The following is a 25,336-nucleotide window of genomic DNA, read 5'->3' as shown; positions in this document are numbered from 1 at the left end:
GGCCGGGGGGGCGAGCTTGGGCGCGGGCGAAGGCGGCGTGGCGGCGGCGGCCGGGGCGGCGGCGTCCTGGGCTGGACCGTCGGGCGCCTCGGCGGGCGGAGGCTCCGGCGGCGGGGGCGGTTCAGGGTGCGGGGGCGGCGTGATCAGGGCCACCTCGATGGCCCGGGGTTCAGGTTCTACGGCCTTGGGCGGGGCCAGAGCCAGGGCGCCGAGGAGCGCGGCATGAACCGCCAGGCTCGCCAGGCCGGCGCCTGCCCGGCCAGCTTTCCTGCGTCGCTCGTCCCTGCCGTCTCGCCCTTGCATGAAGCGCCTGTCGCCGTGATCGGGACCCAAATGGCTCCCACGGCCATGCGTCGAGAAGGTGGCGGCGGACGGGCCTCCCCATGGTCAAGGCGCCTTGATCGCGCCACGAACGCGCCATCACGGGGCCGTGATAGCGAAACCCAATGTCGGCTTCGTTGCAGATGGGGATTGGGGTCTGCGTTGCAAAAAGGCGCTTACATGACGAAATCCACACTCCGGTCGGCTGCGACCGTCAGCGTTCTGGTGATGGCTGGCCTCGTGGCCAGCGGCTGCGCGACCAAGGGCTTTGTCCGCGACGAGGTCGCCGTGGTCGACAACCGCGTCACCCAGGTGCAGGGCACCGCCGGCGAGGCCCTGGACCGCGCCAACGCCGCCCACAAGCTGGCCGAGGGCAAGTTCCTCTATGAGGTCGTGCTCTCCGACGACTCCGTGAAATTCCCCTCCGACCGCCACGCCCTGTCGCCGGAGGCCGAGGCCCGGCTGGCCGAGCTGGTCCAGCGGCTGACCTCGGAAAACCGCAACGTCTACCTGGAGATCCAGGGCCACACCGACGCCACGGGCCCGGCTGGCTATAATGACGAACTGGGCGAGGCCCGGGCCGAGGCGGTCCGCAAGTACCTCTCCCTGAACGGCATCGCGCTCAACCGCATGGCCACCATCTCGTATGGCGAAGAGGTGCCTGTGGCGTCCAACGACACCGCCGACGGCCGGGCGCAGAATCGCCGCGTGGCGATCATCGTCCTGACCTAATTCGGCAAATGTCCCGGCAGGACCTGGCCTTGGCCAGCGATCCTGTCGGGATTTAGCCCGCCGCCGCGATGCGTTGCGGCGCCGGCAGGTCGACCGCCGGCAGGGTCTCGAAGCCCGGGCGGGCCAGCAGATAGCCCTGGATATAGCGAACCCCGATGGCGCGCAGGGCCGCCAGTTCGCCCTGCGTCTCGATCCCCTCGGCGATCACCTCGACGCCAAGCTCGGCGCACATCCGCACCACGCCGGCCACGATGGTCCGCCGGGCCAGGCTCTCGTCCAGGCCGCGGATCAGCTCCATGTCCAGCTTGATGATGTCGGTCTGGAAGCGGGCCAGCAGGTTCAGCCCCGCATGGCCGGCGCCGAAGTCGTCCAGCGCGGTGCCAAACCCCATCTTCTGATAGCTGGCGACGATATTGGCCACATGGGCCGGGTCGGCCATCTGCTCGTTCTCGGTGAACTCGAAGATCAACCGGTCGGTGGGAAAGCCGTTGGCCGCGGCGGTCTTCAAGGTCAGCTGGATGCAGGCCAGCGACGAATAGACCGCATTGGGCAGGAAGTTGATCGACAGCCGGGCCGGGCCGTCGAGGATGCCCGCCCGGGTCGCCGTCTCGATCGCCCTGACCCGGCACTGCTGGTCAAAGGCGTAGCGGTTCTCTTCGGTCACCTGGGACAGCACGCTCCAGGCCGATTCCCCCGCCGGCCCGCGGACCAGGGCCTCATAGGCGAAGGGTCGCCCGGTCTCCATGTCCACGATCGGCTGGAAGGCCATCGAGAAATCGAAGTCGAGGCCTGCGCCATCGCGGCAGCCCTGGCAGGGGACGGTGGACGTCTTGGGCTCGGGGGTCATGGGGGCATCCGTGGAACTGTCGGCCCACACTCTGCCGGGGAAGGCTGAATCAAGCATGGACGCCGCTGCGGCAGGCCGCCGCAGGGCCCTGGCTCGCAAAGCCTCTGGGCGTCACGCCCTCCAGAGGCTGGGGGACCGCCAGACCAGAATCCGCTTGACCACCGCACGGGTGTTCGTAGACGTTATATTATAACATCAATGAGGCGCGGACCCGCGCGGCGTCCGCCCGATCATCCCACAGGTGGGCGTGCGCCACCCCTGAAACGAGTCATTTCATGAAGCTTTCCACCGCCGGCCTGCTCGATGGCTCGGCGATCGGCCTGTCTGGCCTCTGCCTGATCCACTGTCTGGCGCTCCCGGTGGCCGCCGCCTTCGCCCCTCTGGTGGGTCTTTGGGGCGAGGCCGAGTGGGTTCACCTGGCCTTCGTCATCCTGGCCGCGCCCCTGTCGGTCGGCGCCCTGCTGCTGGCGCAACCCCGACGCCTGAGGCCGATCAGCCTGGCCGCCTCCGGCCTTGCTCTGCTGGTGTCGGGCCTGGTCTTTCACGACGCCGAGACGCTCCTGACGGTGGCCGGCGGCCTGACCCTGGCCAGCGCCCACCTCATGAACTGGAAGAGCCGGGCGGCCCGCCACTCTCATGCCCATTCGACCTGACCCCGCCCTGACGCTGGCGCTACTCGTCCTGACCGCCTGCGGGCCGCCGCCTGAGGCGCCCGAGACGCCGGCGCTATCGGAGACGGCGCTACCGCAGGCGGCGCCCGCCGAGGCGCTGGAGGAGCCGGACATGGCTCCGACGCCGGCCGCGGTCGACGACATCTGGGCCGACTTCGAATCCGGCCAGAGCCCGATGGCGCAGGAGCTTGCCGGCGAACGCGCCCTGCAACTGACCCTGCCGACCGCGGACGGCCCCCAGTGGGAGAAGCTTCGACAGACCCGCGTCTGGGTGGACGAGGACAGCCAGCTCTTCCAGGCCAGCCACCCGGCCGCCGTGCGCGAGCTGGCCGGCAAGCCGTTCAGGATCCAGGGCTTCATGCTGCCCCTGGAGATGGCCGAGCAGACCCGCCGTTTCCTGATCTCGCCCTATACGCCGGTCTGCTTCTATCACCCGCCCGCCGAACCCAATGAGGTGATCGAGGTCTGGCTGGATCGCCCCATCCGCGCCGGCTACCACCTCATCGAGGTCGAAGGCGTGCTGAACCTCGCCAATGATGGCGAGAAGGGGTTGTTCTTCCAGATCCGCGGCGGCCGGGCCAGGATCGTCCAGGCGGTGGACGAGGGCGTGTGAGCCTGTCAGCCGCCCAGCGCCTCGGCGCTCACCGCCTCCAGCTCCGCCGCCCCCTGGGTCACCGCGGCCACGAGGCCCCCGGCGCCGGCCAGGACCTGAGCCGCATAGAGGCGCAGGAGCGGCAGCCTCGCCTGCATCCAGGGATCGTCCGAGCCCGCGGCGGCCAGGGCCTGCCGGGCCAGGACGAAGCCGCCGATCACGTCCCCGGCCAGCTTCAGATAGGGCGTCGCGCCGGCCGCGGAGTCGGTCCCCCGGTTGGCCAGCAACCAGTCCGTGGCGGCCTCCAGGGCCCGCACCCCCTCGGCCAGGCGGCGGCCGGCTTCGGTCAGGTCCGCGCGTTCGGTCAGCGCTTCGGCGGTCATGGCCATCTCGGCGCACAGGGCATCCATCACCGCGCCGTCGGCCATGCCGAGCTTGCGGCCGGTCAGGTCCAGGGCCTGGATGCCGTTGGCGCCCTCATAGATCGGGGCGATGCGGGCGTCGCGATAGTGCTGGGCCGCCCCGGTCTCCTCGATGAAGCCCATGCCCCCGTGGATCTGCACGCCCATGGAGGCCACCTCGACCCCCATGTCGGTGGACCAGGCCTTGGCGATGGGGGTCAGCAACTCCTGGCGCGCCTTGGCGCCGGCCTGGGCCTCGGGCGTCGGCGCCAGACGCGCATGGTCGGCCAGCACGCCAGTCATGAAGCAGATGCCGCGGGCCGCCTCGATCTTCGCCTTCATCAGCATCAGGGTGCGGCGCACATCGGGATGGTCGTAGATCGGCGCCGGCGAGGCGCCGGTCCAGGCCGATCGCCCTTGCATGCGGTCCTGGGCGTAGGCCAGCGCCTGCTGGAAGGCCCGCTCGGCGATGCCGACGCCCTCGACGCCGACCTGCAGGCGTGCGGCGTTCATCATGACGAACATGTGGGCCAGGCCCTGGTTGAGCTCGCCAACCAGCTCGGCCTGGGCGCCGTCGAACATCATCACGCAGGTGGGCGAGGCGTGGATGCCCAGCTTGTGTTCGATGGAGGCGGGCCAAAGGGCGTTGGCCTCGCCCAGCGACCCGTCATCCTTGACCAGCCGCTTGGTGGCCAGGAACAGCGAGATGCCCTTCACGCCTGGCGGCGCGTCGGGCAGCCTGGCCAGCACCAGGTGGCAGATATTGTCCACCGCATCGTGGTCGCCCCAGGTGATGAAGATCTTCTGGCCATAGAGCCTGTAGCCGCCGTTCCCGTCTGGCTCGGCCCGGGTGGTGAGCGCCGCGAGGTCCGTGCCGGCCTGGGGCTCGGTCAGGTTCATGGTGCCGGTCCATTCGCCGGACACGAGCTTCGGCAGGACGAGGCGCTTCTGGCGTTCGTCCCCGTGCAGGGTCAGCGCCTCAATGGCCGCCTGGGTCAGCATGGGGCAGAGGCCAAAGGCCATGTTGGCCGCATGGACCATTTCGAAGACGGCCAGTTCCATGGCCTTGGGCAGGCCCTGGCCCCCATGCTCGGGCTCGGCCGACAGGCTGTTCCAACCCTGTTCGGAAAAGGCGCGATAGGCCTCGGCGAAGCCCGGCGCGGCGGTGACCTTGCCGTCCTTGTGGCTCGCGCCCTTTTGGTCGCCGATGCGGTTCAAGGGGGCGAGCACGTCTGTGGTGAAGGCGCCGGCGGCGTCCAGCACGGCTTCGATCGTGGCCTCGTCCAGCTCCGGAAAGCTCGCCTTGGCCAGGTCCCCGTGGCCGGCGACGTTGAGGGCGAAGGCGATGTCGCGGACGGGCGCGCGGAAGGTCATGCGGGGCTCCAGATTGGCAGGGCGCTATTTAGGCGCGATGACGTGGCGTCACCAAGGCCGGGCTGGTCGAGGCGGGACAAGCTGGCCCCTTTACGGCTATCACCCCTGCGCGCAACCGGAGCCAGACCATGAGCGAAGTCGATGGAGCGGTCGAACGCGCCGCCCAGGCCCTGGCCAGCGGCGCGCTCGCCATCCTGCCCACCGAGACGGTCTATGGCCTGGCCGCCGACGCCGCCGATCCGCGCGCTGTGGCCGCTCTGTTCGAGGCCAAGGGCCGGCCGCGGTTCAACCCCCTGATCGCCCATGTGGCCGACCTCGCCATGGCTGAGACCATCGCCCGGTTCGACGACCGCGCCCGGGCGCTCGCCAAGGCCTTCTGGCCCGGCCCGCTGACCCTGGTCCTGCCCGTCACTGACAGCGCAGCGGTCTGCGACCTGGCCCGAGCCGGCCTCGACAGCGTCGCCGTGCGCGCCCCGGCTCACCCCATGGCTCGGGCGGTGATCGCGGCCCTCGGCCGGCCGGTGGTGGCGCCGTCGGCCAATCGCTCGGGCCGGCCCAGCCCGACCACCTTCTCCGACGCCCTGGAGGAGACCGGCGTCTTTGCCCTCGCCGCCCTGGACGGCGGCCCCTGCGCCGTGGGGCTGGAGTCCACCGTGGTCGCCTTGCTTGACGAACCGCGTCTGCTGCGGCCCGGCGCGGTGACCCGCGAACAGATCGAGGCGGTGATCGGACCCCTGGCCGAGGCCGGGGACGACGCCCGGCGCTCGCCCGGCCGCATGGCCCGTCACTACGCCCCCCAGGCGCCGGTGCGCCTGGATGTCGCCGCGCCGGAGGCCGACGAGGCCTATCTGGCCTTCGGACCCGGGGCGCCGGATGGGCCGCGGGTGTTCAATCTGAGCCCGACCGGTGACCTGGCCGAGGCCGCTGCCCACCTGTTCGCCTATCTGCGGGCCGCCGACCGTACGGCTCCGCGGGCCATCGCCGTGGCCCCGATCCCGACCCATGGCCTGGGGGAGGCGATCACCGACCGCCTGCGCCGGGCCGCGGGCTTTGTCGGCTAGCCCTGAGGGACTAGATTTATCCCATGACCACTTCCGTGCCCGCCGATGTCATCTCCCGCCTCAAGGCCGTGCTCGGCGAAGGCGGCTGGAGCCAGGAGCCTGAGCGCCTGGCGCCCAAGCTGCTGGAATGGCGCGACCGCTGGAGCGGCCAGACGCCATTCCTGGCCCTGCCAGGCTCGACGGCCGACGTCGCCGCCGTGGTCGGCATCTGTTTCGAGGCGGGCGTCCCCATCACGCCACAGGGGGGAAACACCGGCCTGGTGGGCGGCCAGATCCCCATGGGCGAGATCCTGTTGTCCACCGAGCGCCTGCGCGCCGTCCGCGATGTGGACGCCCTGGACGACGTGATGGTGGTGGAGGCCGGCGTAACCCTGGCCGGCGCCCATGAGGCGGCGTTGGAAAAGAACCGCCGCTTCCCGCTGGACCTCGCCTCGCAAGGGACCGCCACCATCGGCGGGGTGATCTCCACCAATGCCGGCGGCACCGCGGTGCTGCGCTATGGAACGACCCGGGACCTGGTGCTGGGCCTGGAGGCCGTGCTGCCCAATGGCGAGGTGTGGAATGGCCTCAAGCGCCTGCGCAAGGACAATACCGGCTATGACCTCAAGCAGCTGCTGATCGGTGCCGAGGGCACGCTCGGCGTGGTGACGGCCGCCAGCCTGAAGCTGTTCCCCATCCTGCCCTCCCGGGCCACGGCCATGGTCGGCCTGGCCAGTCCGCGGGCGGCGCTCGACCTGCTGGCCCGGGCCAAGGAGGCGGCCGGCGGCGGCGTCGAGGCCTTCGAGCTGATCAGCCGGGTCGGCGTCGATTTCGCACTCAAGAACATCGCCGGCCAGCGCGATCCGTTGAGCGAGCCCCATCCCTGGTACGTCCTGGTGGAGGTGGCGTCTGGCGAGCCGGGCTCGGCCGAGGCGGCGCTCGAGCGGCTGCTCGGCCAGGCCCTGGAGACTGGGCTCATCGCCGACGCCGTGGTCGCCCAGACCAAAACCCAGGCCGAGGCGCTCTGGTCCCTGCGGGAAAACCAGTCGCCGGCCCAGAAGCCCGAGGGCGCCACCTGGAAGCATGACGTCTCGGTGCCGGTCAGCCGCGTGGCCGACTTCCTGGAGGAGGCGGGCGCGGCCATGACCGCCTTTGCCCCCGGCTGCCGGATCTGCGCCTTCGGCCATGTGGGGGACGGCAACATCCACTATGACGTGCTGCGTCCGGACGGCGGCGACGACGCCGCCCATTCGGCCGGGCGTGACGCTGGGTCGCGGCTTGTCCACGACATTGTCGCCCGCCTCGAAGGCTCGATCTCGGCCGAGCACGGCCTGGGGGCGATGAAGACGGAAGAAGCCTTGCGCTATAAGGCCCCGGTTGAGGTGAACGCCCTGCGGGCGATCCGGGCCGCCCTTGACCCCAAGCGCATCATGAACCCGCGGGTCCACTTCTAAGGCGCCTAACCGCCTTGGCATTGTCATCAAGAGCGGTCAAAGGACCGCGCCATGCTGATCGTTCTCTCCCCGGCCAAGGCGCTGGACTTTTCCGCGCCGCAAAAGCTGTTGCCCATGACGGCGCCGCAGTTCGATGCGGACGTCATCGAGTTGGCCAAGACCACCCGCAAACTGACCGTCGCCGACCTCAAGCGGCTGATGTCCCTGTCGGACAATCTGGCCGAGCTGAACCGCGCTCGGTTCCAGGCCTTCGATCCCGAGAGCGAGGACGGGCTGCAGGCGGCCCTGGCCTTCAACGGCGACGTCTATTCGGGGCTTCAGGCCCGCACGCTCAGCAAGGCTGACCTCGACTGGGCGCAGGATCATCTGCGAATCCTGTCGGGGCTCTATGGGCTGCTGCGGCCGCTGGACGTGATCCAGCCCTATCGCCTGGAGATGGGGACGCGGCTGAAGACCAAACGCGGCGCCACCCTCTATGACTTCTGGGCCGACCGGATCGCCAAGGCGCTGAACGTCGCCGGCCAGGACCATGCCGACCCGACGCTCGTAAACCTGGCCAGCCAGGAATATTTCGGCGCCGTCGACGCCCAGGCCCTGAAGCTGCCGATCCTCAACATCCGCTTCCTGGAGGAAAAGGACGGCCATGCACGGATCGTCAGCTTCTACGCCAAGAAGGCCCGGGGCCTGATGGCCCGGTACGCCATCGACAACCGCATCACCCGCGCCGATGATCTGCGGGGCTTCGATCTGGAGGGCTACGGCTTCGTGGCCGCCCAGTCCCAGCCCGGCGAATGGACCTTCAGCCGCAAGCAACCGGCCGCCGCCGCGGCCTGACATTCAGACCTCAAGGAGCGCGACATGGCCGTGGATTATGGGATCGCCGGCCATGTGGCCATCGTCACCGGCTCCACCAGCGGTATCGGCCAGGCCATGGCCACAGCCCTGGCCGAACAGGGGGTCAATGTGATCCTCAACGGTCTGGGCGATCCGGCCCAGATCGAGACTGACCGCAAGGCGCTGCAGGCGCGCACCAACGCGACCATCGCCTATCACGCCGCCGACATGACCAAACCCGATCAGATCGCCGACCTGGTGGACTTCGCCGTGCGCGAGTTCGGCCGGCTCGACATCCTGGTCAACAATGCGGGCATTCAGCACGTCTCGCCGATCGAAGACTTCCCGGCTGATAAGTGGGACGCCCTGATCGCCATCATCCTGTCCTCGGCCTTCCACGCCACGCGCGCCGCCGTGCCGGTGATGAAGGCCCAAGGCCGCGGCCGGATCGTCAATATCGCCTCGGCCCACGGCCTGGTGGCCTCGCCGTTCAAGTCGGCCTATGTGGCGGCCAAGTTCGGGGTGGTCGGCCTGACCAAGGCCGTCGGCGTCGAGCTCGCCAAGAGCGGCGTCACCTGCAACGCCATCTGCCCGGGCTATGTGAAGACCCCTCTTGTGGAAGCCCAGATCGGCGACCAGGCCCGCTCCCGGGGCATTTCCGAAGACCGGGTGGTGGACGAGGTCATCCTCGCCGCCCAGCCCAACCGCGCCTTCGTCGAATACGACCACCTGGCCGGGATGCTGCTCTATCTCGTCTCCGACATGGGGGCCTCAGCCACCGGCGCCGCGCTCTCAGTGGACGGCGGCTGGACGGCGACTTGAGGTCGAAGGGTGGGTCGTCGTCCGCCGGCCTGACCCAGGGACACGCGCCCCAGCAGGGGAGCACGCACGTGCGGTGGCCGCTTGTAGGGGACTCTGCGAATTCGCCTGAAAACAGAGGCCGGCTTTGCTAGACGCCGTCGAACAGCACGCCAAGCGCGCCACTCACGGCATAGGCCTCGTCCTCAGTGAGTATGCGCAGGGGGCGATGACCTAGCTCGCGAAGAGGTATGGCGGCCATCTGCAGAGGCAGCAGCATGACCTCCTGACCCTCAACCTCGAAAATGGGCGTCAGCCGTCCTGGCTGTGAGCCTTTCAACTCCAGCGAGGGAATGAGCGGCACGACGACGCGCGTGTTTGTGGGATTCAGCAGATCCGACTGTACGTCCACGACCAATACGCCGTTCGGAAGCCGGTAAACGCCATGCTTCATCAGAACTGCCGGTACTCTGCCAACAACAGGCCATCCTTCTCCACCTTGGCGTTGTACCAGTCGAAGAAGGGGCGGTTTTCAGCCTGCCAGCGACGCGCCCGTTCAGCCGCGACAGCAGCCTCCAAGCCACTCTCGCAGGCCCGCGAGAGATTTAGGCCAAGCGCCTTGGCTTCCTCGACCAGCGCGCCTGGAAGGGTAAGGTTCAATCGCTGGCGGCCGGAAGCGTGCGTGTTTTCCATGCGCACAATGTACGCGCACGCCTCTGCCTTTTCTAGCCCATCAAGCGGATCAACTCCGGTGGGCGCCCCCGCCCCTGCGTCACCCTTGACCTGCCGCCTCGTCCCGCCTCTCTTCTCGCCCAACAAGTGTTTGAAAATGAGGAGGACGCCGTGGCCTACAAACCCTTCGATCTGACCGGCAAGGTGGCCCTGGTCACTGGCGGCAATGGCGGGATCGGCTTTGGCATGGTCGAGGCGATGGCCCAGGCCGGCGCCGACATCGTCATCTGGGGCTCCAATCCCGACAAGAACCGGGCGGCGGAAGAGAAGCTCAAGCCCACCGGCGTGCGGGTCCTGACCCAGGTGGTCAATGTGGCCGACGAGGCCGCGGTGGCTGAGGGCATGGAAGCTGCGGTGGCAAAGATGGGCGCGGTCCATACGGTGGTCGCCAACGCCGGCATCGGCGGCGGGGCGAGGTCCTTTTCGGAGTTTCCTACCGAGACCTATCGCAAGGTGCTGTCGGTCAATCTGGACGGGGTCTTCTTCACCTTCCGCGAGGCGTGCAAGCACATGGTCGCTAGGGGCGCTGACGGGCAGGGCGGCTCGCTGGTGGCGATCTCGTCGCTCTCGGCCCTGGACGGCGCGGCCCGCAACCAGGCCTATGCCGCCACCAAGGGCGCCCTGATCCCCATGGTCCGGGCCATCGCCGTGGAGCACGCGCGCTATGGGGTGCGGGCCAATGTCATCCTGCCCGGCTGGGTCGCCACCGACATGACCGCTGCGGCCCAGGACAATGACAAGTTCAACGAGAACGTCATCAAGCGCGTGCCCATGCGCCGCTGGGGCGAGCCGGCCGATTTCGGCGGCATGGCCGTCTATCTGGCCTCTGACGCCTCGCGCTTCCACACCGGCGACTCCTTCCTGATCGACGGCGGCTACGGGGTCTTCTGATCCCGACGCCTTGCGCCGCAGGCGCTGAAAAAGAAGGTGACACGAAGGGCACGAAGGGAAGCCAAGGACACGAAGGCCTCGCGGCTTCTCCCTTCGTGTCCTTCGCGGTCCTTCGTGTCCTTCGTGTCCCCTCTTTTTGAATGCGCTGCGCGCGAAGCCTTGAGCCCCCTGACGCAGGGTCAGTGTTTGCGGGCGCGGTCGTCGGCGCCATGGTGGGGGCAATCAGAACACCACGGGAGACGACGCCATGACCCTGCACACGCCGCTTTGCGACCTGCTGGAAATCCAGCATCCGATCATGCAGGCGGGCATGGGCGGGGTGGCCTATGCCGACCTGGTCGCCGCCGTCTGCGAGGCCGGCGGCTATGGGGTTCTGGGCATGGCCGGCCGCTCGCCGGACTTCATCCGCGAGGAGATGCGCAAGGTCCGCAAGCTCACCGACAAGCCCTTCGGCGTCGATCTGCTGGCCGCCTCGCCCGAGAGCCTGACGGCCTCGGTGGAGATCATCATCGAAGAAGGCGCGTCCTCCTTCATCGCTGGCCTCGGCGTGCCCATGCCGATCATGGAGAAGCTGAAGGCCGCGGGTCTCAAGGTCATGGTGGTCTGCGGCGCGGTGAAGCACGCGGTCAAGGCCGAGCAGGCCGGCTGCGACGCGGTGATCTGCCAGGGCGGGGAGGGCGGCGGCCACACCGGCCTGGTCGGCACCCTGCCGCTGGTTTCGCAAGCCGTCGAGGCGGTGAAGATTCCCGTGGTCGCCGCCGGCGGCATTTCCGATGGCCGCGGCCTGGCCGCCGCGCTCGCGCTGGGCGCGCAAGGGGTCTGGATCGGCACCCGCTTCATCGCCTCCACCGAGGCCCACGCCGGCCAGGCCTATCGCGAGGCGGTGGTGGCGGCCGAGGACGTCGATACGGTCCGCACCCGCTGCTATTCGGGCAAGCCCATGCGGGTGATGAAGAACCCCTATGTGGAAGACTGGGAAACCCGTCCGCAGGACATCCAACCCTTCCCCATGCAGGCCATGCATTCGTCCAAGGCGGGCGTGATGGGCGGCATCGGCGGTCAGGTCGAGGGGCTGGACCCTGACCGCTCGTGTTTCGCCATGGGCCAGTCGGCCGGCGGCGTGCATGACATCAAGCCGGCGGCCCAGATCGTGGCCGAGATGGTCGCAGAGGCCGAGGCCGCCATTGACCGCATGGCGAAACTCCGCAGCCGCGTCCCGGCCTGAGCCTAGTCCTGGGCCGCGCCGAGGAAGCCGTCGGGGTCGTTGGCCAAGCCGGCGAAGGCGCCCAGGCAGCGCTGCCAGACAGCCACATGATCGCGCAGGTCGTCCTCGGTCTGGCTGTCGGCGAGCAGCAGCCCGTAGCGGATATCGGCCTGATCGCCGCGCATCACGGTGCGGCAGAGGATGTCGCGGCTGTTGAATCTGTTGAGGTGGTCGAGCGTCATGGCGCGTTTGTCGACGCTGGCGGTGAAACCCAGCGCGCGGCAGGCGCGGCCCGCCTCGTCGCAGCCGATGAACTCGGCCCCGAAGATGCCGCCCGGCGTCACGACATTGAGGCGCACCTGGTCGGCCTCACGGCCCTCCATCTCGCCCCGGGCGCCCATGTCCGCCAGCACGGCGATCAGGGTGCTGGGATCGCGCGCCGGCGCGCCCGTCTGGGCCTGGCCGGGACCTGCGGCGAAACTCACCACGAGGCTGATGACCAAGGTCTGGAAGAACACTGTCGCCCGCATGATCGCTCCCCCGCGCTGTCGGTCCACCGGCTAGCAGAAGCCGCGCCCCGAGGCGAGGGTTCGCCCCTCAAGCGCGCACCCGTGACAACGACGGGGGGAAGGCTCAGATTAGGCGCCATGCGTGCAGCTGCGCTTCTGATCCTCGGCGGACTCCTGGCCCTGGCGAACCCCGCCGTGGCGCAGGAGCGAACGCCCGCCCAACGCCAGACCCTGGTGGACATCGCCTATGTCCTCGGCGAGAGCCACGCCCTGCGTCAGGTCTGCGAAGGCGCCTATGACCAATACTGGCGCGACCGGATGATCGGGGTGACCGACACCGAACAGCCCGATGCGGCCCTCGACCGGCGGATGAAGGAGGCCTTCAATTCCGGTTTCGCCGCGCGCCGGACCGAGTATCCCCAATGTACGCGGGCCAGCCGGATCGCCGAGGCGGCGACGGCTCGCCGCGGCCAGAGCCTCGCCAGCCGAATGAGCCGCGTCGCCCACAGGCTCGACCCCCGCGAAGCTGAGGCGCGGCGGCAGGCCCTGGAGCTTGCGCCGCCAGTCTCCCCCTGAGGCTCGCCCCAAGGGACGTCTTGACACTCGGGCGGACATCGCCAATTTGCCGCGGCCCCATTTTGGGCGCCTGAGGCCGGCGGGCGGAACATCTGCCCCATCCGTTCGCTCTTTTCCGCGACCCAAAGGAGCGCCCATTGCCCGACTGCGACTTCTTGCCGGCCCCAGGGGCGGCGCTCAGGTGATCATCTCCCTGCTGATCATCGGCGGCCTGGTCTTCCTGGCGTTCGGGGGCGAAATCCTGGTCCGTGGGGCGGTGGGTTCGGCCCGGGTGCTGGGGGTCTCGCCCCTGCTCAGCGGTCTCGTCCTGGTGGGCTTCGGCACCTCGACGCCGGAACTCGTCACCAGCCTGATCGCCGCCCTGCGCAACGCCCCCGATATCGCCGTGGGCAATGTGGTCGGCTCCAACATCGCCAACATCTTGCTGATCCTGGGCGTCACCGCGGCGATCTCGCCGATCTATGTCCGTCCCCAGGCGATCGGGCGGGACATGATCGCGCTGGGCGCCTCGTCGGTGATCTGCCTGCTGGCGGTGGTGGCGGGCTTTATCGACCGCTGGTTCGGCCTGTTCCTCCTCGTCCTGCTCGGGATCTATCTGGTGGTGACCTATCTTCGTGAGCGCAATCACGAAGCCGGCGGGGTCACCCGGCCGCCCGTGGAGCGGGACTGGAAGCGCCTGGGCCGTTTCGTCCTGATGACCGCTGGCGGCATCGTCCTGACCGTGGTCGGCGCGCGCCTGCTGGTCGGCGGGGCCATCGAGCTGGCCGAGGGCCTGGGCATGCCGCAGCGGGTGATCGGCCTGACCATCGTGGCGGTGGGCACGTCCCTGCCGGAGCTGGTGGCCTGCGTGGTGGCCGCCCTGCGCCGCCATGCCGACGTGGCGCTGGGCAACGTCATCGGCTCCAACATCTACAACGTCTTCGGAATCCTCGGGATCACGGCGGCGGTGTCGCCGATCCGCATTCCGCCGGAAATCGCCAACCTGGACATCTGGGTGCTGCTGGCGGCCACCGGCCTCCTGGCCCTGCTGCTGCGGACGGGCGGCGGGCTGAAGCGCCTGGAGGGCGCAGGCTTCCTGCTGGCCTATGTGGCCTATGTCGGTCTGTTGCTTCTGGGCTAGAGCGCGCGCTCAGGCCAGGGCCTGGGCGTCCTTCAAGCCCTTGCGGGCCAGGGCGTCGGCCCGTTCGTTCAGAACGTGGCCGGCATGGCCCTTCACCCAGCGCCAGTCGACCTGATGGCGCAGGCGCGCCTCGTCCAGCCGTTTCCAGAGGTCGGCGTTCTTGACCGGCGCCTTGGCGGCCGTCTTCCAGCCGCGGGCCTTCCAGCCGGGCAGCCATTCGGTGATGCCCTTCATCACATACTGACTGTCGGTGTGCAGCTCGACGCGGCAGGGACGGTTCAACGTCTCCAGCGCCTGGATGGCGGCCATCATCTCCATGCGGTTGTTGGTGGTCGCCGGCTCGCCGCCGCTGATCTCCTTCTCCCGCTCGCCGAAGATCAGGATCGCGCCCCAGCCGCCGGGGCCAGGATTTCCGCTGCAGGCGCCGTCGGTGAACACCGTGACCTGCGGCGTCACGGGCGATCCCCGAACAGCACGAGGTCTGTGGCGCTGCGATGGACCGCCAGCTTGCGCTCGTATTCCAGAGGGTCCTTGGGCCGCACCAGGGCGCCGGCCGGCGTCGCGCCCCAGTCGTTCAGCCGCGTCAGGAAGAAGCGCATGGCCGCCCCGTGCGCCAGGATCGGCAGGGCGTTCCGCTCGGCGTCGGTGAGGGGCCTGTGAGCTTCATAGCCCGCCACCAGGGCCCGGGCGCTGGTGATGTTGAAGCTGCCGTCGGCCTCGAAGCACCAGGCGTTCAGCGCCACGGCGATGTCATAGGCGAGCGCGTCGACGCAGGCGAAATAGAAGTCGATGGCCGCGGCGAACTGCTCGCCCTGGAAGAAAACGTTATCGGGGAAATAGTCGGCGTGGATGACGCCTTCGGGCAGGCCCGTCGGCCAGTGGGCCGCCAGGTGCGCCAGGTCGGCGTCGATGGTCGCGGCCAGGCCCGGCTTCAGGTCCTCGGCCGCGCCCTTCAGGCCGGCGAACAGCGGACCCCAGGCCTCATGGCCCAGATCATTGGCCCGGCCCATGGGAAAGCCCTCGGCCGCCAGGTGCAGGCGGGCCAGGCCCTCGCCGGCCTCCCGGCAATGGCGGGCCGTGGGGCGGCGCACCGACAGGCCCGGCATGAAGCCGACAATGGCCGCGGGCTTGCCGCGGACGCTCTGGATCAGCTCCCCGTCGCGGCCAGCCATGGGCGTGGCGCAGGGGTAGTCGTGATCGGCCAGCCAATGCATCAGGCCGAGGAAGAAGGGCAGGTCTTCAGGCTGCACCCGACGCTCATAGATTGTCAGGATGAAGCGGCCACGGTCGGTCTCCAGCAGGAAGTTGGAGTTCTCCACGCCTTCGGCGATGCCCTTGAAGGTCTGCGCCGCCCCCAGGTCATAGCGGGCGAGCAGCTCGGCGAGCTCTTCGTCGGAGATGTCGGTATAGACGGCCATGGCCGCCGGGCATGGGGGAGGCCGCAGGCGCGGTCAAGACAGACCCGCTCCCGCAACCGTATTTTACGTAGCCGACCTAGGCCGTCTCTGCCTCGCTCAACAGCCGCGGCAGCTTGAAGGTCACCGCTTCGCGGGCCGCCTCTTCCATTTCGATGGTCAGGTCGAAGCGTTCGGCCAGCTTGTCGATCACCCCCTGAACCAGATCCTCGGGCGCCGAGGCGCCGGCGGTGACGCCCACGGTCTGGGCGCCGTCGAGCCAGGCGAAGTCCAGGGCGCTGGCGTCGTCGATCAGGTGCGCCACGCAGCCGGCGCGGGCCCCCACCTCGGCCAGACGCACCGAGTTCGAAGAATTGGCCGAGCCGATCACCAGCAGCACGTCGGCCCGGGCCGAGACCGACTTCACCGCCTCCTGGCGGTTGGTCGTGGCGTAGCAGATGTCCTCCTTGTGGGGGGCGGCCATCTGGGGGAAGCGGGCGCGCAGGGCGCCGACAATGCCGGCCGTATCGTCAACCGAGAGCGTGGTCTGGGTGGCGAAGGCGAGGTTGGCCGGATCCTTGGGCGTGAACGCCTGGGCGTCCTCCACCGTCTCGATCAGGGTGACGACGCCGTCCGGCAGCTGCCCCATGGTGCCGATCACCTCCGGGTGGCCGGCATGGCCGATGAGGACGATCTCCTTGCCGGCCTCATAGTGGCGCTGGGCCTCCACATGGACCTTGGAGACCAGCGGGCAGGTGGCGTCCAGATAGAGCATCTGCCGACGTCCGGCCTCGGCCGGGACCGACTTTGGCACGCCGTGGGCCGAAAACACCACGGGGCGGTCGTCGGGGCATTCGTCCAACTCCTCGACGAACACCGCGCCCAGGCTGCGCAGCCGATCGACCACATGGCGGTTATGGACGATCTCATGGCGCACATAGACCGGCGCCCCGTATTTCTCGATGGCCCGCTCAACGATCTGGATCGCCCGGTCGACGCCGGCGCAGAACCCGCGGGGCGCGGCCAGAAGGACGGTCAGGGGCGTTCGGATCGGGGCGGGATCGAGGGCAGGATTCATGGTCTTGAAGTTAGGGGTTTGCAGCCCCCGCCGCCAGCCGCGTTGCGGCCTCAATCGAGAACCATTAGTACAGGCCTTGCATGCGCGGGGCCCCCGCGCCGACAATTCTGGACGTCTGATGCGCCGTTACCTGCTTGCCGCTCTTACCCTGGCGCTCGCCGCCGGCTCCTTCCCGGCGGAGAGCCTGGCCCAGGGGCGCAGCCAAACCCCGGAGGGCCGCTCCGAGCAGGCCAGCGACCGTCGGCAGCGCCAGACCGAGTGGGGCGACCGCCAGGCGCCCCTGCCGCAACTGCGCAACGCCGGTCCGTGCCCCTATGTGAAGGTGCTCTATGACGCCGGGCGCTATGTGGAGTTCGCCGGCGGCCAGGAGGCTTCCGCCGCCGTGGGCTATTCCGGCGAGATCCAGGGAATTTCGGCCGGCTGTTCCTATGAGAACGAGGAGCCGATTCAGGTGATGATGGAGCTCCTGTTCGAGCTCGGCCGCGGCCCCACCGCCCAGGGATCGCAGAAGACCTATCGCTACTGGGTCGCGGTGACCAAGCGTAACGACGCGGTCATCGCCAAGGAATATTTCGATCTGCCGGTCACCTTCCGTCCGGGCGAGGATCGCACCTATGTCCGCCAGATGGTGGAGGGCATCGTGATCCCGCGGGCGCAGCTCACCACCAGCGGCGCCAACTTCGAGGTCCTGGTCGGCTTTGACGTCACGCCCGAGATGGCCGAGTTCAACCGGGCCGGGAAGCGCTTCCGTATCGACGTCGGGACCGACGTGGCCACCGGGACCACGCAAGCCAACCCATGACCGACCTGAAGAGGGGCTTGGGGGAGGCGGTTTCGGCCGCCTTCGCCGCTGCGGGTCTGCCGGCCGAGCTTGGCCGTGTGACGCCGTCCGACCGGCCTGACCTGGCCGACTTCCAATGCAACGGCGCCCTGGCGGCCGCCAAGAAGGCGCGCCGCGACCCCCGCGAGATCGCCGCGGGCGTCGTGGCGGAGTTGGCCAAAGACCCGCGCCTGGCCTCGGTGGAGATCGCCGGCCTGGGCTTCATCAATATGCGCGTGGCGCCGGACGCCCTTGCGGTCCGGGCCAATGAACTGGCCGCCGATTCCCGTCTGGGCGCAGCCCTGGTGGAGACGCCGCGGCGGGTGCTGGTGGACTATGGCGGCCCCAATGTCGCCAAGCCCATGCATGTGGGCCATCTGCGCTCGTCCATCATCGGCGAGGCGATCAAGCGGCTCTACCGGTTCCGCGGCGACGAGGTGGTTGGCGACGCCCACTTCGGCGACTGGGGCTATCAGATGGGGCTGCTGATCGGGGCGGTCTGCGACGAAGACGCCTTCGTCGCCAGGCTGGTCGAGCAGGTCAACGCCCGCACCACGCCCCTGACCCCTGAAGACGAGGCCCAGGCCTTCAAGGCCCTGGACGAGCGGGTCAGCCTGGCGGACCTGGACCGGCTCTATCCCATGGCTGCGGCCAGGGGGAAGGAAGATCCCGACTATCGCGACCGGGCGCGCAAGCTCACCGCCGAGCTGCAGGCGCACAATCCAGGCTACCACCTCCTGTGGCGTCACTTTGCTCGGGTGACCCAGGTGGCGCTGGCGCGGGACTTCCACGCCATCGGCGTGGACTTCGACCTCTGGAAGGGGGAGAGCGACGCCGATCCCCTGATCCCGGACATGGTCAAGGACCTGGAGGCCAAGGCCCTGCTGGTCGAGGACCAGGGCGCCCGGATCATTCGCGTGAACCGCCAGGGCGACAAGCGCGAGCTGCCGCCCCTGCTGGTGGTGTCGTCCGAAGGCTCGGCCATGTACGGCACGACCGATCTCGCCACCATTCTCGACCGCAAGCAGGGCTTTGATCCCCACCACGTCCTCTATGTGGTGGACCAGCGCCAGGCCGACCATTTCGAGATCGTCTTCCGGGCGGCCTACCTGGCCGGCTACGCCAAGGAGGGGGCGCTGGAGCATATCGGCTTCGGCACCATGAACGGTACGGACGGCAAGCCCTTCAAGACCCGCGAAGGCGGTGTGCTGAAGCTGCACGACCTGATCGAGATGACTCGCGACAAGGCCCGCGAGCGTCTGAAAGAGGCCGACCTCGGCGCGGGTCTCGACCCCGATGCCTTCGAGGCCACCGCCCACAAGGTTGCAGTCGCCGCCCTGAAGTTCGCCGACCTGCAGAACTTCCGCGGCACCTCCTACGTGTTCGACCTCGATCGCTTCACCAGCTTCGAGGGCAAGACCGGCCCCTATCTGCTCTATCAGGCGGTGCGGGTGAAATCGGTGCTGCGCAAGGCCGCCGACGAAGGCGTGGCTGGCGGCGAGATCCAGGTGGCCGAACCGGCCGAGCGCGAGCTCGTCCTGTTGCTGGACGCCTTCGACCAGGCCCTGGCTGAAGCCTATGAGCGCAAGGCGCCTAACTTCATCGCCGATCACGCCTACAAGCTGGCCCAGGCCTTTTCGCGCTTCTATGCGGCCTGTCCGATCCTGATCGCCGAGCCGCCGGTCAAGGCCTCGCGCCTGGCCCTGGCCAAGGTCACCCTGCAGCAGCTTGAGCTCGCCCTGGACCTGCTGGGTATCGAGACGCCCGAACGCATGTAGTCTTCAACGCCCGGCATGGGCGGAGGGACGCATGAAGTTCTGGCTGTTGACCTATCTGGGCGCGGCGATCGCCGAGATCGCCGGCTGCTTCGCCTTCTGGGCCTGGCTGCGCCAGGGCCAGAGCATCCTCTGGCTCATCCCTGGAATGGCCAGTCTGGCCCTTTTCGCCTGGCTGCTGACCCTGGTCGATGCCGAGCATGCCGGCCGGACCTACGCCGCCTATGGCGGGGTCTATATCGCCTCGGCCCTGGTCTGGCTGTGGGCGGTGGAGGGGGTGCGCCCAGACCGCTGGGATCTGATCGGCGTCTGCATCTGCCTGGTCGGCGCAGGCGTCATCCTCTTTGGACCGCGATCGCCGGTCATCTGAGCCTTGACCTAACTTCATCATTTCCATAATTGTTGAATTATGGAAATCGATACCGCCCTCAAGCGTCTGTCCGCCCTGGCTCAACAGGGCCGCCTGGAAGTCTTTCGTCTGCTGGTTCAGTCCGGCGACGGGGGCCTGCCGGCCGGCGATCTGGCCCGGGCGGCCAATGTCGCCCCCAATACCCTCTCGGCCCAGCTCAGCATCCTGACCAATGCCGGCCTGGCCAAGTCCCGTCGGGACGGGCGATCGATCATCTATAGCGCCGACTATGACGGCATGGGGGACCTGCTCCTCTACCTGATGCAGGACTGCTGCCAGGGCCGCCCAGAGGTCTGCGACCCCGTTGCGGCCGCGGCCGCTCAATCCTGTTGCGATCAGAAAGAAGGAATGCCCGCATGAAGCGTCTGCATGTGCACGTCTCGGTCGAGGACCTGGACCGCTCCACCCAGTTCTACGCCACCCTGTTCGGCGCCCAGCCCACAGTGGTGAAGGACGACTACGCCAAGTGGCAGTTGGACGATCCGAAGGTGAACTTCGCCATCTCCACCCACGGCGGGCGCGTTGGCGTCGATCATCTGGGCATCCAGGTGGACGAGGGCGACGAACTGACGGTGCTGGCCGAACGTCTCAAGGCGGCCGGCGAGACCACCTTCGACCAGGAAGCGGCCACCTGCTGCTATGCCCGGTCGGACAAGTCCTGGGTCAGCGATCCGTCGGGACTGCGCTGGGAGACCTTCCACACCTTTGGCGAGGCGACCACCTATGGCGAGGACGACGTCCCGGCCATGGAAGCCCCTGCGGCGGCCTGCTGTGGCGCCGAGCCCAAAGCGCAAGAGCCCGCCGCGGCCTGCTGCTGACCATCCCAGCGCGCCCGCCCGAGCGCCCGCTGGAGTCGTTCGGGCGGGCGCAACGGCGCATAACTGGGCGTGGCGATGCGCCATGCCGCCGCGCGAACTTTGCGCGTTGACTCCCAACGGGTGATCGCGGAGTTTCCGAGGACTCCTCGCGGGAGAGACCGGGTTCGTCTGGCCCGGCGCCGAAGGCGCAACCGCCCCGGAAACGCTCAGGCAAACGGACCGCGAAGAGCTGATGAACGCTGGAAAGCAGCCCGCCGAAAGGTAGGGCTCGCCGAAGGAGCAATGGGCGCGGACATGATCGTCCGCCTCTAAATCTCTCAGGCTCAGGGACAGCGGGGGCGCGTGTCGAGAATGGGCGACCAAGGCCCCGGCGCGTCGAATCATCAGCCGGAGGCCCGCCGTGTCGGACGAGACGCTTAAACTGACGCCCCTTCACGCCGCCCATCTCGAGGCCGGCGCCCGGATGGTTCCGTTCGCGGGCTATTCCATGCCGGTGCAGTACAAGGATGGGGTGCTCAAGGAGCACCTCTGGACCCGCGAGAGCGCCGGCCTGTTCGACGTCTCCCATATGGGTCAGGCCCGCCTACGCGGCGTCTCGCCCCTGTCGGCCTTCGAGGAGGTCACGCCGGGCGATTTCATCGGCCTGAAGCCCGGTAAGCAGCGCTATTCCGTCCTTCTGAACAAGAAGGGCGGCATCATCGACGACCTGATGGCCGGGCGTCCCGATGACGATGGGCTGTTCGTGGTGGTCAACGGCGCCTGCAAGGAAAACGATTTCAAGGTCATCGACGACGAACTGGCCGGCCAGGTGCGAATCGATCGCCTGGAGGACCGGGCGTTGATGGCCCTGCAGGGGCCGAAAGCCGCCGAGGTGCTGGCCATTCATGCGCCGGACGCCGCAAAACTGGCCTTCATGGAGACCGCGGCGATCCCAGCCTTTGGCGTGGACGCCATCATCTCGCGCTCGGGCTATACCGGCGAGGACGGCTACGAGATCTCCGTGCCGGGCGAGGCCGCGTTGCGCATCTGGAACACCCTGTTGGCCGATGAGCGGGTCCGACCCATCGGCCTGGGCGCCCGTGACAGCCTGCGGCTGGAGGCCGGGCTCCCGCTCTATGGCCACGATCTGGATGAGACGGTGTCGCCCATCGAAGCCGGTCTTGGCTTTGCGGTGTCCAAGAAGCGCCGCGACGCCCGCGACTTCCCCGGCGCCAGCCGCATCGCCGCCGAACTGGCCGGTGAGGTCGCCCGCAAGGCTGTCGGCCTGAAGGTCGAGGGCGCGCCGGCCCGGGAAGGCGCCGAGATCGCCGACGCCGAGGGCAAGGTGGTGGGCGTCGTCACCTCGGGCGGCTTCGCCCCCAGCCTTGGTTATCCCATCGCCCTTGGATTTGTGCCGCCGTCGCTGGCCGCCGCCGGGACGGAACTGAAAGTCATCGTGCGGGGCAGGGCCCAGGCCGCCCAGGTGGTCGCCACCCCGTTCGTCCCCCATCGCTACGTGCGCAAGGTCTAGAGAAGGAATGTCCGCAATGCGCTTCACCAAGGATCACGAATGGGTCGCCCTCGACGGCGACGTGGCCACCATCGGGATCACCGCCTACGCCGCCGAGCAGCTGGGCGACGTGGTCTTCGTCGAGACCCCTGAGGTTGGCAAGACCGTCAGCGCCGGCGAAGGCCTGGCCGTGGTCGAGAGCGTCAAGGCCGCTTCGGACGTCTACGCTCCCCTGTCGGGCGAGGTGGTCGAGGCCAACGCCGTCCTGGCCGACGCGCCGGAAACGGTCAACCAGGCGCCCGAAGCCGGCGGCTGGTTCGCCAAGGTCAAGATCGCCGATCCGTCGGCCTATGAGGCGCTGATGGACCGCGCCGCCTACGACGCCTTCCTGGAGAGCCTGTAAGCCCCATGCGTTACCTGCCGCTCACGCCCGACGACCGCGCCCAGATGCTGGGCGTGATCGGCGCTGCGACTATTGATGACCTGTTCGCCGATGTGCCGGCGGCTGCGCGCAAGTCCGAAACCTTCGATCTGCCCGACCATGCGGGCGAGCTGGAGGTGGAGCGTGAGCTTGTAGGGCTGGCGGCTCTGAACCGCTCGGCCGGGGCCGGGCCGTTCTTCTGCGGCGCGGGCGCCTATCGCCACCATGTGCCGGCGACGGTGGACCACATCATCCAGCGCTCGGAATTCCTGACCAGCTACACCCCCTACCAGCCCGAGATCGCCCAGGGCACCTTGCAGGTGCTGTTCGAGTTCCAGACCCAGGTGGCCGCGCTCACCGGCCTCGATGTGGCCAATGCGTCCATGTACGACGGCTCCACCGCCTGCGCCGAGGCGGTGATGATGGCCCGGCGCGTGACCCGTCGGAAGAAGGCCATCCTGTCCGGCGGCCTGCATCCCCACTATGCCGCCACCACCCAGACCATCGCCCATGCCGAGGGCATGGACATCGTCCGCCAGACCGTCGCCATCGACGCCGAGGCCGCGGTGGTGGACGCCATCGACGCCGAAACCGCCTGCGTCGTGGTCCAGACCCCCAATGTCTTTGGCGTCGCCACCGACGTCACCGCCATCGCCGAGGCCGCCCACAAGGCTGGCGCGCTGCTGATCGTGGTGACCACCGAGGCGGTGTCCTATGGCCTGCTCAAGTCGCCCGGCGAGATGGGCGCCGACATCGCGGTGGCCGAGGGCCAGTCGATCGGCAACGCCCTGAATTTCGGCGGCCCCTATATCGGCCTGTTCGCCTGCCGCGAAAAACTGGTCCGGCAGATGCCTGGCCGCCTGTGCGGCGAGACCGTCGACGCCGAGGGTCGCCGGGGCTTCGTCCTGACGCTCTCCACCCGCGAGCAACATATCCGGCGGGAAAAGGCGACCTCGAACATCTGCACCAATTCGGGGCTCTGCGCGCTGGCCTTCACCATCCATCTGACCCTGCTGGGCGAGGTGGGCCTGCGTCAGCTCGCGGCCATCAACCACGCCAAGGCCCGTCGCTTGGCCCAGGCGCTCGGCGCCATCGAGGGGGTCGAGGTGCTGACCAAGCGGTTCTTCAACGAGATCGCCGTGCGCCTGCCCGGCGAGGCTGCGGCCATGGTCGAGGGCCTGCTGGACGACGGTGTCGTCGCCGGCGTGCCCTTCTCGCGCCTGGACCCTCATGCGGGCCTGGACGACGTCCTGCTGTGCGCCGCCACTGAAATGACCCTGGACGAGGATATCGACGCCTTCGCCCAGGCCCTGGCCCGGAGGATCGGCCGATGACCATGCAGAATGTCGGCCGGCCCACCCGGCCCGAGGATGTGCAGCCCCTGGCGGCCGAATTCGCCTCCCTGACCGGCGGCCGCGGCCTGCTGCAGGATGAGGCCCTGATCTTCGAGCGGGACGGCTGGACCAAGACCGGCGTCGACCTGCCCGAGGCCGACCTCGATGGCTCCGACCTGGGGGATCTGGCCCGTAGCGCCCCGATCGGCCTGCCCGGCCTCTCGGAGCCTGAGGCCATGCGCCACTATGTGCGCCTGTCGCAGAAGAACCACGCCATCGACCTGGCCCTCTATCCCCTGGGCTCGTGCACGATGAAGCACAATCCGCGCCTGAACGAGAAGATGGCGCGGCTGGCCGGGTTCGCCGACCTGCACCCCATGGCGCCCCTGCCCACCGTCCAGGGCGCCCTGGCCCTGATGGACCGTCTGTCGCACTGGCTCAAGACCTTGACCGGCATGCCGGCCGTCGCCCTGTCGCCCAAGGCCGGCGCCCATGGGGAGTTGTGCGGTCTGCTGGCCATCCGCGCCGCGCACGAGGCGAAGGGCGATCCGCGCCGCCGGGTCCTGGTGCCGACCTCGGCGCACGGGACCAACCCGGCCACCGCCGCCTTCGTCGGCTATTCGGTGACCGAGATCGCCCAGACCGAGGACGGCCGGGTGGATCTGGCCGATCTGGCCGCCAAGCTCGGCCCCGACGTGGCGGCCATCATGGTCACCAATCCCAACACCTGTGGCCTGTTTGAGCGCGACATTATCGAGATCGCCCGGCTGACTCATGAGGCGGGCGCCTACTTCTACTGTGACGGGGCCAACTTCAACGCCATCGTCGGTCGGGTTCGCCCCGGCGACCTGGGCGTCGACGCCATGCACATCAACCTGCACAAGACCTTCTCCACCCCGCACGGCGGCGGCGGTCCAGGCGCGGGACCCGTGGTGCTCTCCGAAGCCCTGGCGCCGTTTGCGCCGGCGCCCTGGGTGGTGCACGGGGCGAACGGCCTGACCCTCGTCGAGGAGACGGTGGAAGAGGCCGCCCAGGCCTTCGGGCGGATGAGCGCCTTCCACGGCCAGATGGGCATGTTCGTGCGCGCCTACGCCTATATGCGCAGCCATGGGGCCGACGGCCTGCGGCAGGTGGCCGAGGACGCCGTCCTCAACGCCAACTATATCAAGGCCCGGCTTTCGGGCGTGATGACGCCGGCCTTCCCTGACGGCCCCTGCATGCATGAGGCCCTGTTCGACGACTCCTGGCTGGAGGGGACCGGCGTCACCACGCTGGACTTCGCCAAGGCGATGATCGACGAGGGCTTCCATCCCATGACCATGTACTTCCCGCTGGTGGTGCATGGGGCGATGTTGATCGAGCCCACCGAGACGGAGTCCAAGCAGGAACTGGATCGTTTCTGCGACGCCCTGGTGGCGCTCGCCCAGGCGGCCAAGGCCGGCGATGTGGACCGCTTCAAGGGCGCGCCCTACCTCGCCCCCATGCGCCGGCTGGACGAAACCCTGGCCGCCCGCAAGCCCCGCCTCACCTGGAAACCGGAGTCAGGTGTGGCGCCGGCGCCGCTCGCCGCAGAATAGCAGCGGCAAGGCCCAGAAAGCGGCCGGCTGTCGCCTTACTTTCAGCCTGACGCGGCACATATGAGGAGAGCGCGCGGGGGCCCTGCCTCCCCGAACGGGTCTGACCGCGCGCGATCCCAGGTTTG

28 protein-coding genes, 1 pseudogene and 1 riboswitch are annotated in these 25,336 nt (G+C 68.8%); of the genes and pseudogenes, 20 read left to right on the top strand and 9 right to left on the bottom strand.

Annotated elements, in window-relative coordinates; all coding sequences use genetic code 11:
• Positions 1-303, bottom strand: a pseudogene (locus Q8L83_RS10170) (hypothetical protein); the annotation flags it as partial.
• Positions 304-501: 198 nt separating this feature from the next.
• Here Q8L83_RS10170 and Q8L83_RS10165 point away from each other — a divergent pair.
• Positions 502-1,053, top strand: coding sequence for an OmpA family protein (locus tag Q8L83_RS10165; protein WP_305286555.1), 552 nt, complete (start codon positions 502-504; stop codon positions 1,051-1,053).
• Positions 1,054-1,105: 52 nt separating this feature from the next.
• Here Q8L83_RS10165 and Q8L83_RS10160 read toward each other — a convergent pair whose 3' ends face one another.
• Entirely contained in the window at positions 1,106-1,900 is a 795-nt protein-coding gene (locus Q8L83_RS10160; RefSeq protein WP_305286553.1) for an EAL domain-containing protein, read from the bottom strand.
• Positions 1,901-2,175: 275 nt separating this feature from the next.
• Here Q8L83_RS10160 and Q8L83_RS10155 point away from each other — a divergent pair, with 275 nt between their 5' ends.
• The gene (locus Q8L83_RS10155; RefSeq protein ID WP_305286551.1) at positions 2,176-2,553 is read left to right on the top strand and encodes a MerC domain-containing protein; all 378 of its coding nucleotides are present in this window, start codon (positions 2,176-2,178) and stop codon (positions 2,551-2,553) included.
• Entirely contained in the window at positions 2,537-3,184 is a 648-nt protein-coding gene (locus tag Q8L83_RS10150) for a DUF3299 domain-containing protein (protein WP_305286549.1), read from the top strand. The genes Q8L83_RS10155 and Q8L83_RS10150 overlap by 17 nt, the downstream gene beginning before the upstream one ends.
• Before the next feature lie 5 nt (positions 3,185-3,189).
• Here Q8L83_RS10150 and Q8L83_RS10145 read toward each other — a convergent pair whose 3' ends face one another.
• The gene (locus Q8L83_RS10145) at positions 3,190-4,938 is read right to left on the bottom strand and encodes an acyl-CoA dehydrogenase (RefSeq protein WP_305286547.1); all 1,749 of its coding nucleotides are present in this window, start codon (positions 4,936-4,938) and stop codon (positions 3,190-3,192) included.
• A 128-nt stretch (positions 4,939-5,066) separates the two neighbouring features.
• Between Q8L83_RS10145 and Q8L83_RS10140 the strand changes: the two genes are divergently transcribed.
• From Q8L83_RS10140 to Q8L83_RS10125, 4 genes are read left to right on the top strand one after another with little or no spacing between them, the layout of a single operon-like run.
• Positions 5,067-5,999 carry an L-threonylcarbamoyladenylate synthase gene (locus Q8L83_RS10140; protein ID WP_305286545.1) on the top strand — a complete coding sequence of 311 codons (933 nt, stop codon included), beginning with the start codon at positions 5,067-5,069 and terminating at the stop codon, positions 5,997-5,999.
• 23 nt (positions 6,000-6,022) lie between these two features.
• Positions 6,023-7,432: an FAD-binding oxidoreductase gene (locus Q8L83_RS10135; protein WP_305286543.1), complete on the top strand. Its 1,410-nt coding sequence runs from the start codon at positions 6,023-6,025 to the stop codon at positions 7,430-7,432.
• Positions 7,433-7,483: 51 nt separating this feature from the next.
• A complete protein-coding gene (yaaA, locus tag Q8L83_RS10130; protein ID WP_305286542.1) occupies positions 7,484-8,266 on the top strand; it encodes a peroxide stress protein YaaA in 783 nt (260 codons plus the stop codon).
• A gap of 24 nt (positions 8,267-8,290) precedes the next feature.
• Entirely contained in the window at positions 8,291-9,088 is a 798-nt protein-coding gene (locus Q8L83_RS10125; RefSeq protein ID WP_305286540.1) for a 3-hydroxybutyrate dehydrogenase, read from the top strand.
• A gap of 127 nt (positions 9,089-9,215) precedes the next feature.
• Here the strand turns inward: Q8L83_RS10125 and Q8L83_RS10120 are convergent, their stop codons facing one another.
• Together Q8L83_RS10120 and Q8L83_RS10115 are read right to left on the bottom strand one after the other, a co-directional pair.
• Entirely contained in the window at positions 9,216-9,518 is a 303-nt protein-coding gene (locus Q8L83_RS10120) for a CcdB family protein (RefSeq protein WP_305286538.1), read from the bottom strand.
• Complete coding sequence (locus tag Q8L83_RS10115) at positions 9,518-9,757, bottom strand: type II toxin-antitoxin system CcdA family antitoxin (RefSeq protein WP_305286536.1); 240 nt, start codon at positions 9,755-9,757, stop codon at positions 9,518-9,520. Before Q8L83_RS10115 ends, Q8L83_RS10120 begins: the two co-directional genes overlap by 1 nt.
• Before the next feature lie 150 nt (positions 9,758-9,907).
• On the opposite strand from Q8L83_RS10115, the gene Q8L83_RS10110 reads away from it, so the two are divergent.
• Together Q8L83_RS10110 and Q8L83_RS10105 are read left to right on the top strand one after the other, a co-directional pair.
• Positions 9,908-10,687, top strand: a complete 780-nt coding sequence (locus Q8L83_RS10110) for an SDR family NAD(P)-dependent oxidoreductase (protein ID WP_305286534.1) — start codon at positions 9,908-9,910, stop codon at positions 10,685-10,687.
• Positions 10,688-10,934: 247 nt separating this feature from the next.
• Positions 10,935-11,912, top strand: coding sequence for a nitronate monooxygenase family protein (locus Q8L83_RS10105; protein WP_305286532.1), 978 nt, complete (start codon positions 10,935-10,937; stop codon positions 11,910-11,912).
• A 2-nt stretch (positions 11,913-11,914) separates the two neighbouring features.
• Here the strand turns inward: Q8L83_RS10105 and Q8L83_RS10100 are convergent, their stop codons facing one another.
• Complete coding sequence (locus Q8L83_RS10100; protein WP_305286530.1) at positions 11,915-12,421, bottom strand: YbjN domain-containing protein; 507 nt, start codon at positions 12,419-12,421, stop codon at positions 11,915-11,917.
• Between the two features lie 117 nt (positions 12,422-12,538).
• Between Q8L83_RS10100 and Q8L83_RS10095 the strand changes: the two genes are divergently transcribed.
• Both Q8L83_RS10095 and Q8L83_RS10090 read left to right on the top strand, forming a co-directional pair.
• Positions 12,539-12,976, top strand: coding sequence for a TIGR02301 family protein (locus Q8L83_RS10095; RefSeq protein WP_305286529.1), 438 nt, complete (start codon positions 12,539-12,541; stop codon positions 12,974-12,976).
• A gap of 181 nt (positions 12,977-13,157) precedes the next feature.
• Positions 13,158-14,096, top strand: a complete 939-nt coding sequence (locus Q8L83_RS10090) for a calcium/sodium antiporter (protein ID WP_305286528.1) — start codon at positions 13,158-13,160, stop codon at positions 14,094-14,096.
• A 9-nt stretch (positions 14,097-14,105) separates the two neighbouring features.
• Here the strand turns inward: Q8L83_RS10090 and rnhA are convergent, their stop codons facing one another.
• From rnhA to ispH, 3 genes are all read right to left on the bottom strand, one after another.
• Positions 14,106-14,552 carry a ribonuclease HI gene (rnhA, locus tag Q8L83_RS10085; RefSeq protein ID WP_305286527.1) on the bottom strand — a complete coding sequence of 149 codons (447 nt, stop codon included), beginning with the start codon at positions 14,550-14,552 and terminating at the stop codon, positions 14,106-14,108.
• Complete coding sequence (gene thrB, locus Q8L83_RS10080) at positions 14,549-15,514, bottom strand: homoserine kinase (RefSeq protein ID WP_305286526.1); 966 nt, start codon at positions 15,512-15,514, stop codon at positions 14,549-14,551. The genes rnhA and thrB overlap by 4 nt, the downstream gene beginning before the upstream one ends.
• 76 nt (positions 15,515-15,590) lie before the next feature.
• Positions 15,591-16,568 carry a 4-hydroxy-3-methylbut-2-enyl diphosphate reductase gene (gene ispH / locus Q8L83_RS10075; RefSeq protein ID WP_305286524.1) on the bottom strand — a complete coding sequence of 326 codons (978 nt, stop codon included), beginning with the start codon at positions 16,566-16,568 and terminating at the stop codon, positions 15,591-15,593.
• A gap of 118 nt (positions 16,569-16,686) precedes the next feature.
• Between ispH and Q8L83_RS10070 the strand changes: the two genes are divergently transcribed.
• The 9 genes from Q8L83_RS10070 to gcvPB all read left to right on the top strand — a co-directional run bounded on the left by Q8L83_RS10070 (position 16,687) and on the right by gcvPB (position 25,211).
• Entirely contained in the window at positions 16,687-17,370 is a 684-nt protein-coding gene (locus Q8L83_RS10070; protein WP_305286522.1) for a Tat pathway signal sequence domain protein, read from the top strand.
• Positions 17,367-19,166: an arginine--tRNA ligase gene (locus Q8L83_RS10065; RefSeq protein WP_305286520.1), complete on the top strand. Its 1,800-nt coding sequence runs from the start codon at positions 17,367-17,369 to the stop codon at positions 19,164-19,166. The genes Q8L83_RS10070 and Q8L83_RS10065 overlap by 4 nt, the downstream gene beginning before the upstream one ends.
• A 31-nt stretch (positions 19,167-19,197) precedes the next feature.
• Positions 19,198-19,533: a YnfA family protein gene (locus Q8L83_RS10060; protein WP_305286518.1), complete on the top strand. Its 336-nt coding sequence runs from the start codon at positions 19,198-19,200 to the stop codon at positions 19,531-19,533.
• A gap of 39 nt (positions 19,534-19,572) precedes the next feature.
• Positions 19,573-19,932 (top strand): helix-turn-helix transcriptional regulator, encoded by a 360-nt coding sequence (locus tag Q8L83_RS10055; RefSeq protein ID WP_305286516.1) that lies wholly within the window; start codon positions 19,573-19,575, stop codon positions 19,930-19,932.
• Positions 19,929-20,390, top strand: a complete 462-nt coding sequence (locus Q8L83_RS10050; protein ID WP_305286514.1) for an ArsI/CadI family heavy metal resistance metalloenzyme — start codon at positions 19,929-19,931, stop codon at positions 20,388-20,390. The genes Q8L83_RS10055 and Q8L83_RS10050 overlap by 4 nt, the downstream gene beginning before the upstream one ends.
• Before the next feature lie 139 nt (positions 20,391-20,529).
• Positions 20,530-20,622: riboswitch (glycine riboswitch) on the top strand.
• Between the two features lie 168 nt (positions 20,623-20,790).
• On the top strand, positions 20,791-21,900 hold the full coding sequence (gcvT, locus tag Q8L83_RS10045; RefSeq protein ID WP_305286512.1) for a glycine cleavage system aminomethyltransferase GcvT: 1,110 nt from the start codon (positions 20,791-20,793) through the stop codon (positions 21,898-21,900).
• Positions 21,901-21,916: 16 nt separating this feature from the next.
• Positions 21,917-22,282: a glycine cleavage system protein GcvH gene (gene gcvH / locus Q8L83_RS10040; RefSeq protein ID WP_305286557.1), complete on the top strand. Its 366-nt coding sequence runs from the start codon at positions 21,917-21,919 to the stop codon at positions 22,280-22,282.
• A gap of 5 nt (positions 22,283-22,287) precedes the next feature.
• Positions 22,288-23,634, top strand: a complete 1,347-nt coding sequence (gene gcvPA, locus Q8L83_RS10035; RefSeq protein WP_305286510.1) for an aminomethyl-transferring glycine dehydrogenase subunit GcvPA — start codon at positions 22,288-22,290, stop codon at positions 23,632-23,634.
• Positions 23,631-25,211: an aminomethyl-transferring glycine dehydrogenase subunit GcvPB gene (gcvPB, locus tag Q8L83_RS10030; protein WP_305286509.1), complete on the top strand. Its 1,581-nt coding sequence runs from the start codon at positions 23,631-23,633 to the stop codon at positions 25,209-25,211. The genes gcvPA and gcvPB overlap by 4 nt, the downstream gene beginning before the upstream one ends.
• The last annotated feature ends 125 nt before the right edge of the window (positions 25,212-25,336 follow it).

It is taken from the genome of Phenylobacterium sp. (assembly GCF_030680185.1).
Classification (GTDB): Bacteria; Pseudomonadota; Alphaproteobacteria; order Caulobacterales; family Caulobacteraceae; genus Phenylobacterium.
The sequence above is the reverse complement of the archived record's forward strand: the minus strand, read 5'-3'. Positions and strand labels throughout refer to the sequence as shown.

What these genes read in the sequence shown, in the direction of transcription:
- Q8L83_RS10055 (WP_305286516.1), top strand. Translation starts at nt 19,573, where the DNA reads ATGGAAATCGATACCGCCCTCAAGCGTCTGTCCGCCCTGGCTCAACAG.
- Q8L83_RS10050 (WP_305286514.1), top strand. Translation starts at nt 19,929, where the DNA reads ATGAAGCGTCTGCATGTGCACGTCTCGGTCGAGGACCTGGACCGCTCC.
- Q8L83_RS10095 (WP_305286529.1), top strand. Translation starts at nt 12,539, where the DNA reads ATGCGTGCAGCTGCGCTTCTGATCCTCGGCGGACTCCTGGCCCTGGCG.
- Q8L83_RS10155 (WP_305286551.1), top strand. Translation starts at nt 2,176, where the DNA reads ATGAAGCTTTCCACCGCCGGCCTGCTCGATGGCTCGGCGATCGGCCTG.
- Q8L83_RS10165 (WP_305286555.1), top strand. Translation starts at nt 502, where the DNA reads ATGACGAAATCCACACTCCGGTCGGCTGCGACCGTCAGCGTTCTGGTG.
- Q8L83_RS10140 (WP_305286545.1), top strand. Translation starts at nt 5,067, where the DNA reads ATGAGCGAAGTCGATGGAGCGGTCGAACGCGCCGCCCAGGCCCTGGCC.
- gcvPB (WP_305286509.1), top strand. Translation starts at nt 23,631, where the DNA reads ATGACCATGCAGAATGTCGGCCGGCCCACCCGGCCCGAGGATGTGCAG.
- gcvPA (WP_305286510.1), top strand. Translation starts at nt 22,288, where the DNA reads ATGCGTTACCTGCCGCTCACGCCCGACGACCGCGCCCAGATGCTGGGC.
- yaaA (WP_305286542.1), top strand. Translation starts at nt 7,484, where the DNA reads ATGCTGATCGTTCTCTCCCCGGCCAAGGCGCTGGACTTTTCCGCGCCG.
- Q8L83_RS10160 (WP_305286553.1), bottom strand. Translation starts at nt 1,900, where the DNA reads ATGACCCCCGAGCCCAAGACGTCCACCGTCCCCTGCCAGGGCTGCCGC.
- Q8L83_RS10070 (WP_305286522.1), top strand. Translation starts at nt 16,687, where the DNA reads ATGCGCCGTTACCTGCTTGCCGCTCTTACCCTGGCGCTCGCCGCCGGC.
- Q8L83_RS10065 (WP_305286520.1), top strand. Translation starts at nt 17,367, where the DNA reads ATGACCGACCTGAAGAGGGGCTTGGGGGAGGCGGTTTCGGCCGCCTTC.
- Q8L83_RS10135 (WP_305286543.1), top strand. Translation starts at nt 6,023, where the DNA reads ATGACCACTTCCGTGCCCGCCGATGTCATCTCCCGCCTCAAGGCCGTG.
- thrB (WP_305286526.1), bottom strand. Translation starts at nt 15,514, where the DNA reads ATGGCCGTCTATACCGACATCTCCGACGAAGAGCTCGCCGAGCTGCTC.
- Q8L83_RS10125 (WP_305286540.1), top strand. Translation starts at nt 8,291, where the DNA reads ATGGCCGTGGATTATGGGATCGCCGGCCATGTGGCCATCGTCACCGGC.
- Q8L83_RS10060 (WP_305286518.1), top strand. Translation starts at nt 19,198, where the DNA reads ATGAAGTTCTGGCTGTTGACCTATCTGGGCGCGGCGATCGCCGAGATC.
- Q8L83_RS10100 (WP_305286530.1), bottom strand. Translation starts at nt 12,421, where the DNA reads ATGCGGGCGACAGTGTTCTTCCAGACCTTGGTCATCAGCCTCGTGGTG.
- Q8L83_RS10150 (WP_305286549.1), top strand. Translation starts at nt 2,537, where the DNA reads ATGCCCATTCGACCTGACCCCGCCCTGACGCTGGCGCTACTCGTCCTG.
- Q8L83_RS10120 (WP_305286538.1), bottom strand. Translation starts at nt 9,518, where the DNA reads ATGAAGCATGGCGTTTACCGGCTTCCGAACGGCGTATTGGTCGTGGAC.
- Q8L83_RS10145 (WP_305286547.1), bottom strand. Translation starts at nt 4,938, where the DNA reads ATGACCTTCCGCGCGCCCGTCCGCGACATCGCCTTCGCCCTCAACGTC.
- Q8L83_RS10115 (WP_305286536.1), bottom strand. Translation starts at nt 9,757, where the DNA reads ATGGAAAACACGCACGCTTCCGGCCGCCAGCGATTGAACCTTACCCTT.
- Q8L83_RS10105 (WP_305286532.1), top strand. Translation starts at nt 10,935, where the DNA reads ATGACCCTGCACACGCCGCTTTGCGACCTGCTGGAAATCCAGCATCCG.
- gcvH (WP_305286557.1), top strand. Translation starts at nt 21,917, where the DNA reads ATGCGCTTCACCAAGGATCACGAATGGGTCGCCCTCGACGGCGACGTG.
- ispH (WP_305286524.1), bottom strand. Translation starts at nt 16,568, where the DNA reads ATGAATCCTGCCCTCGATCCCGCCCCGATCCGAACGCCCCTGACCGTC.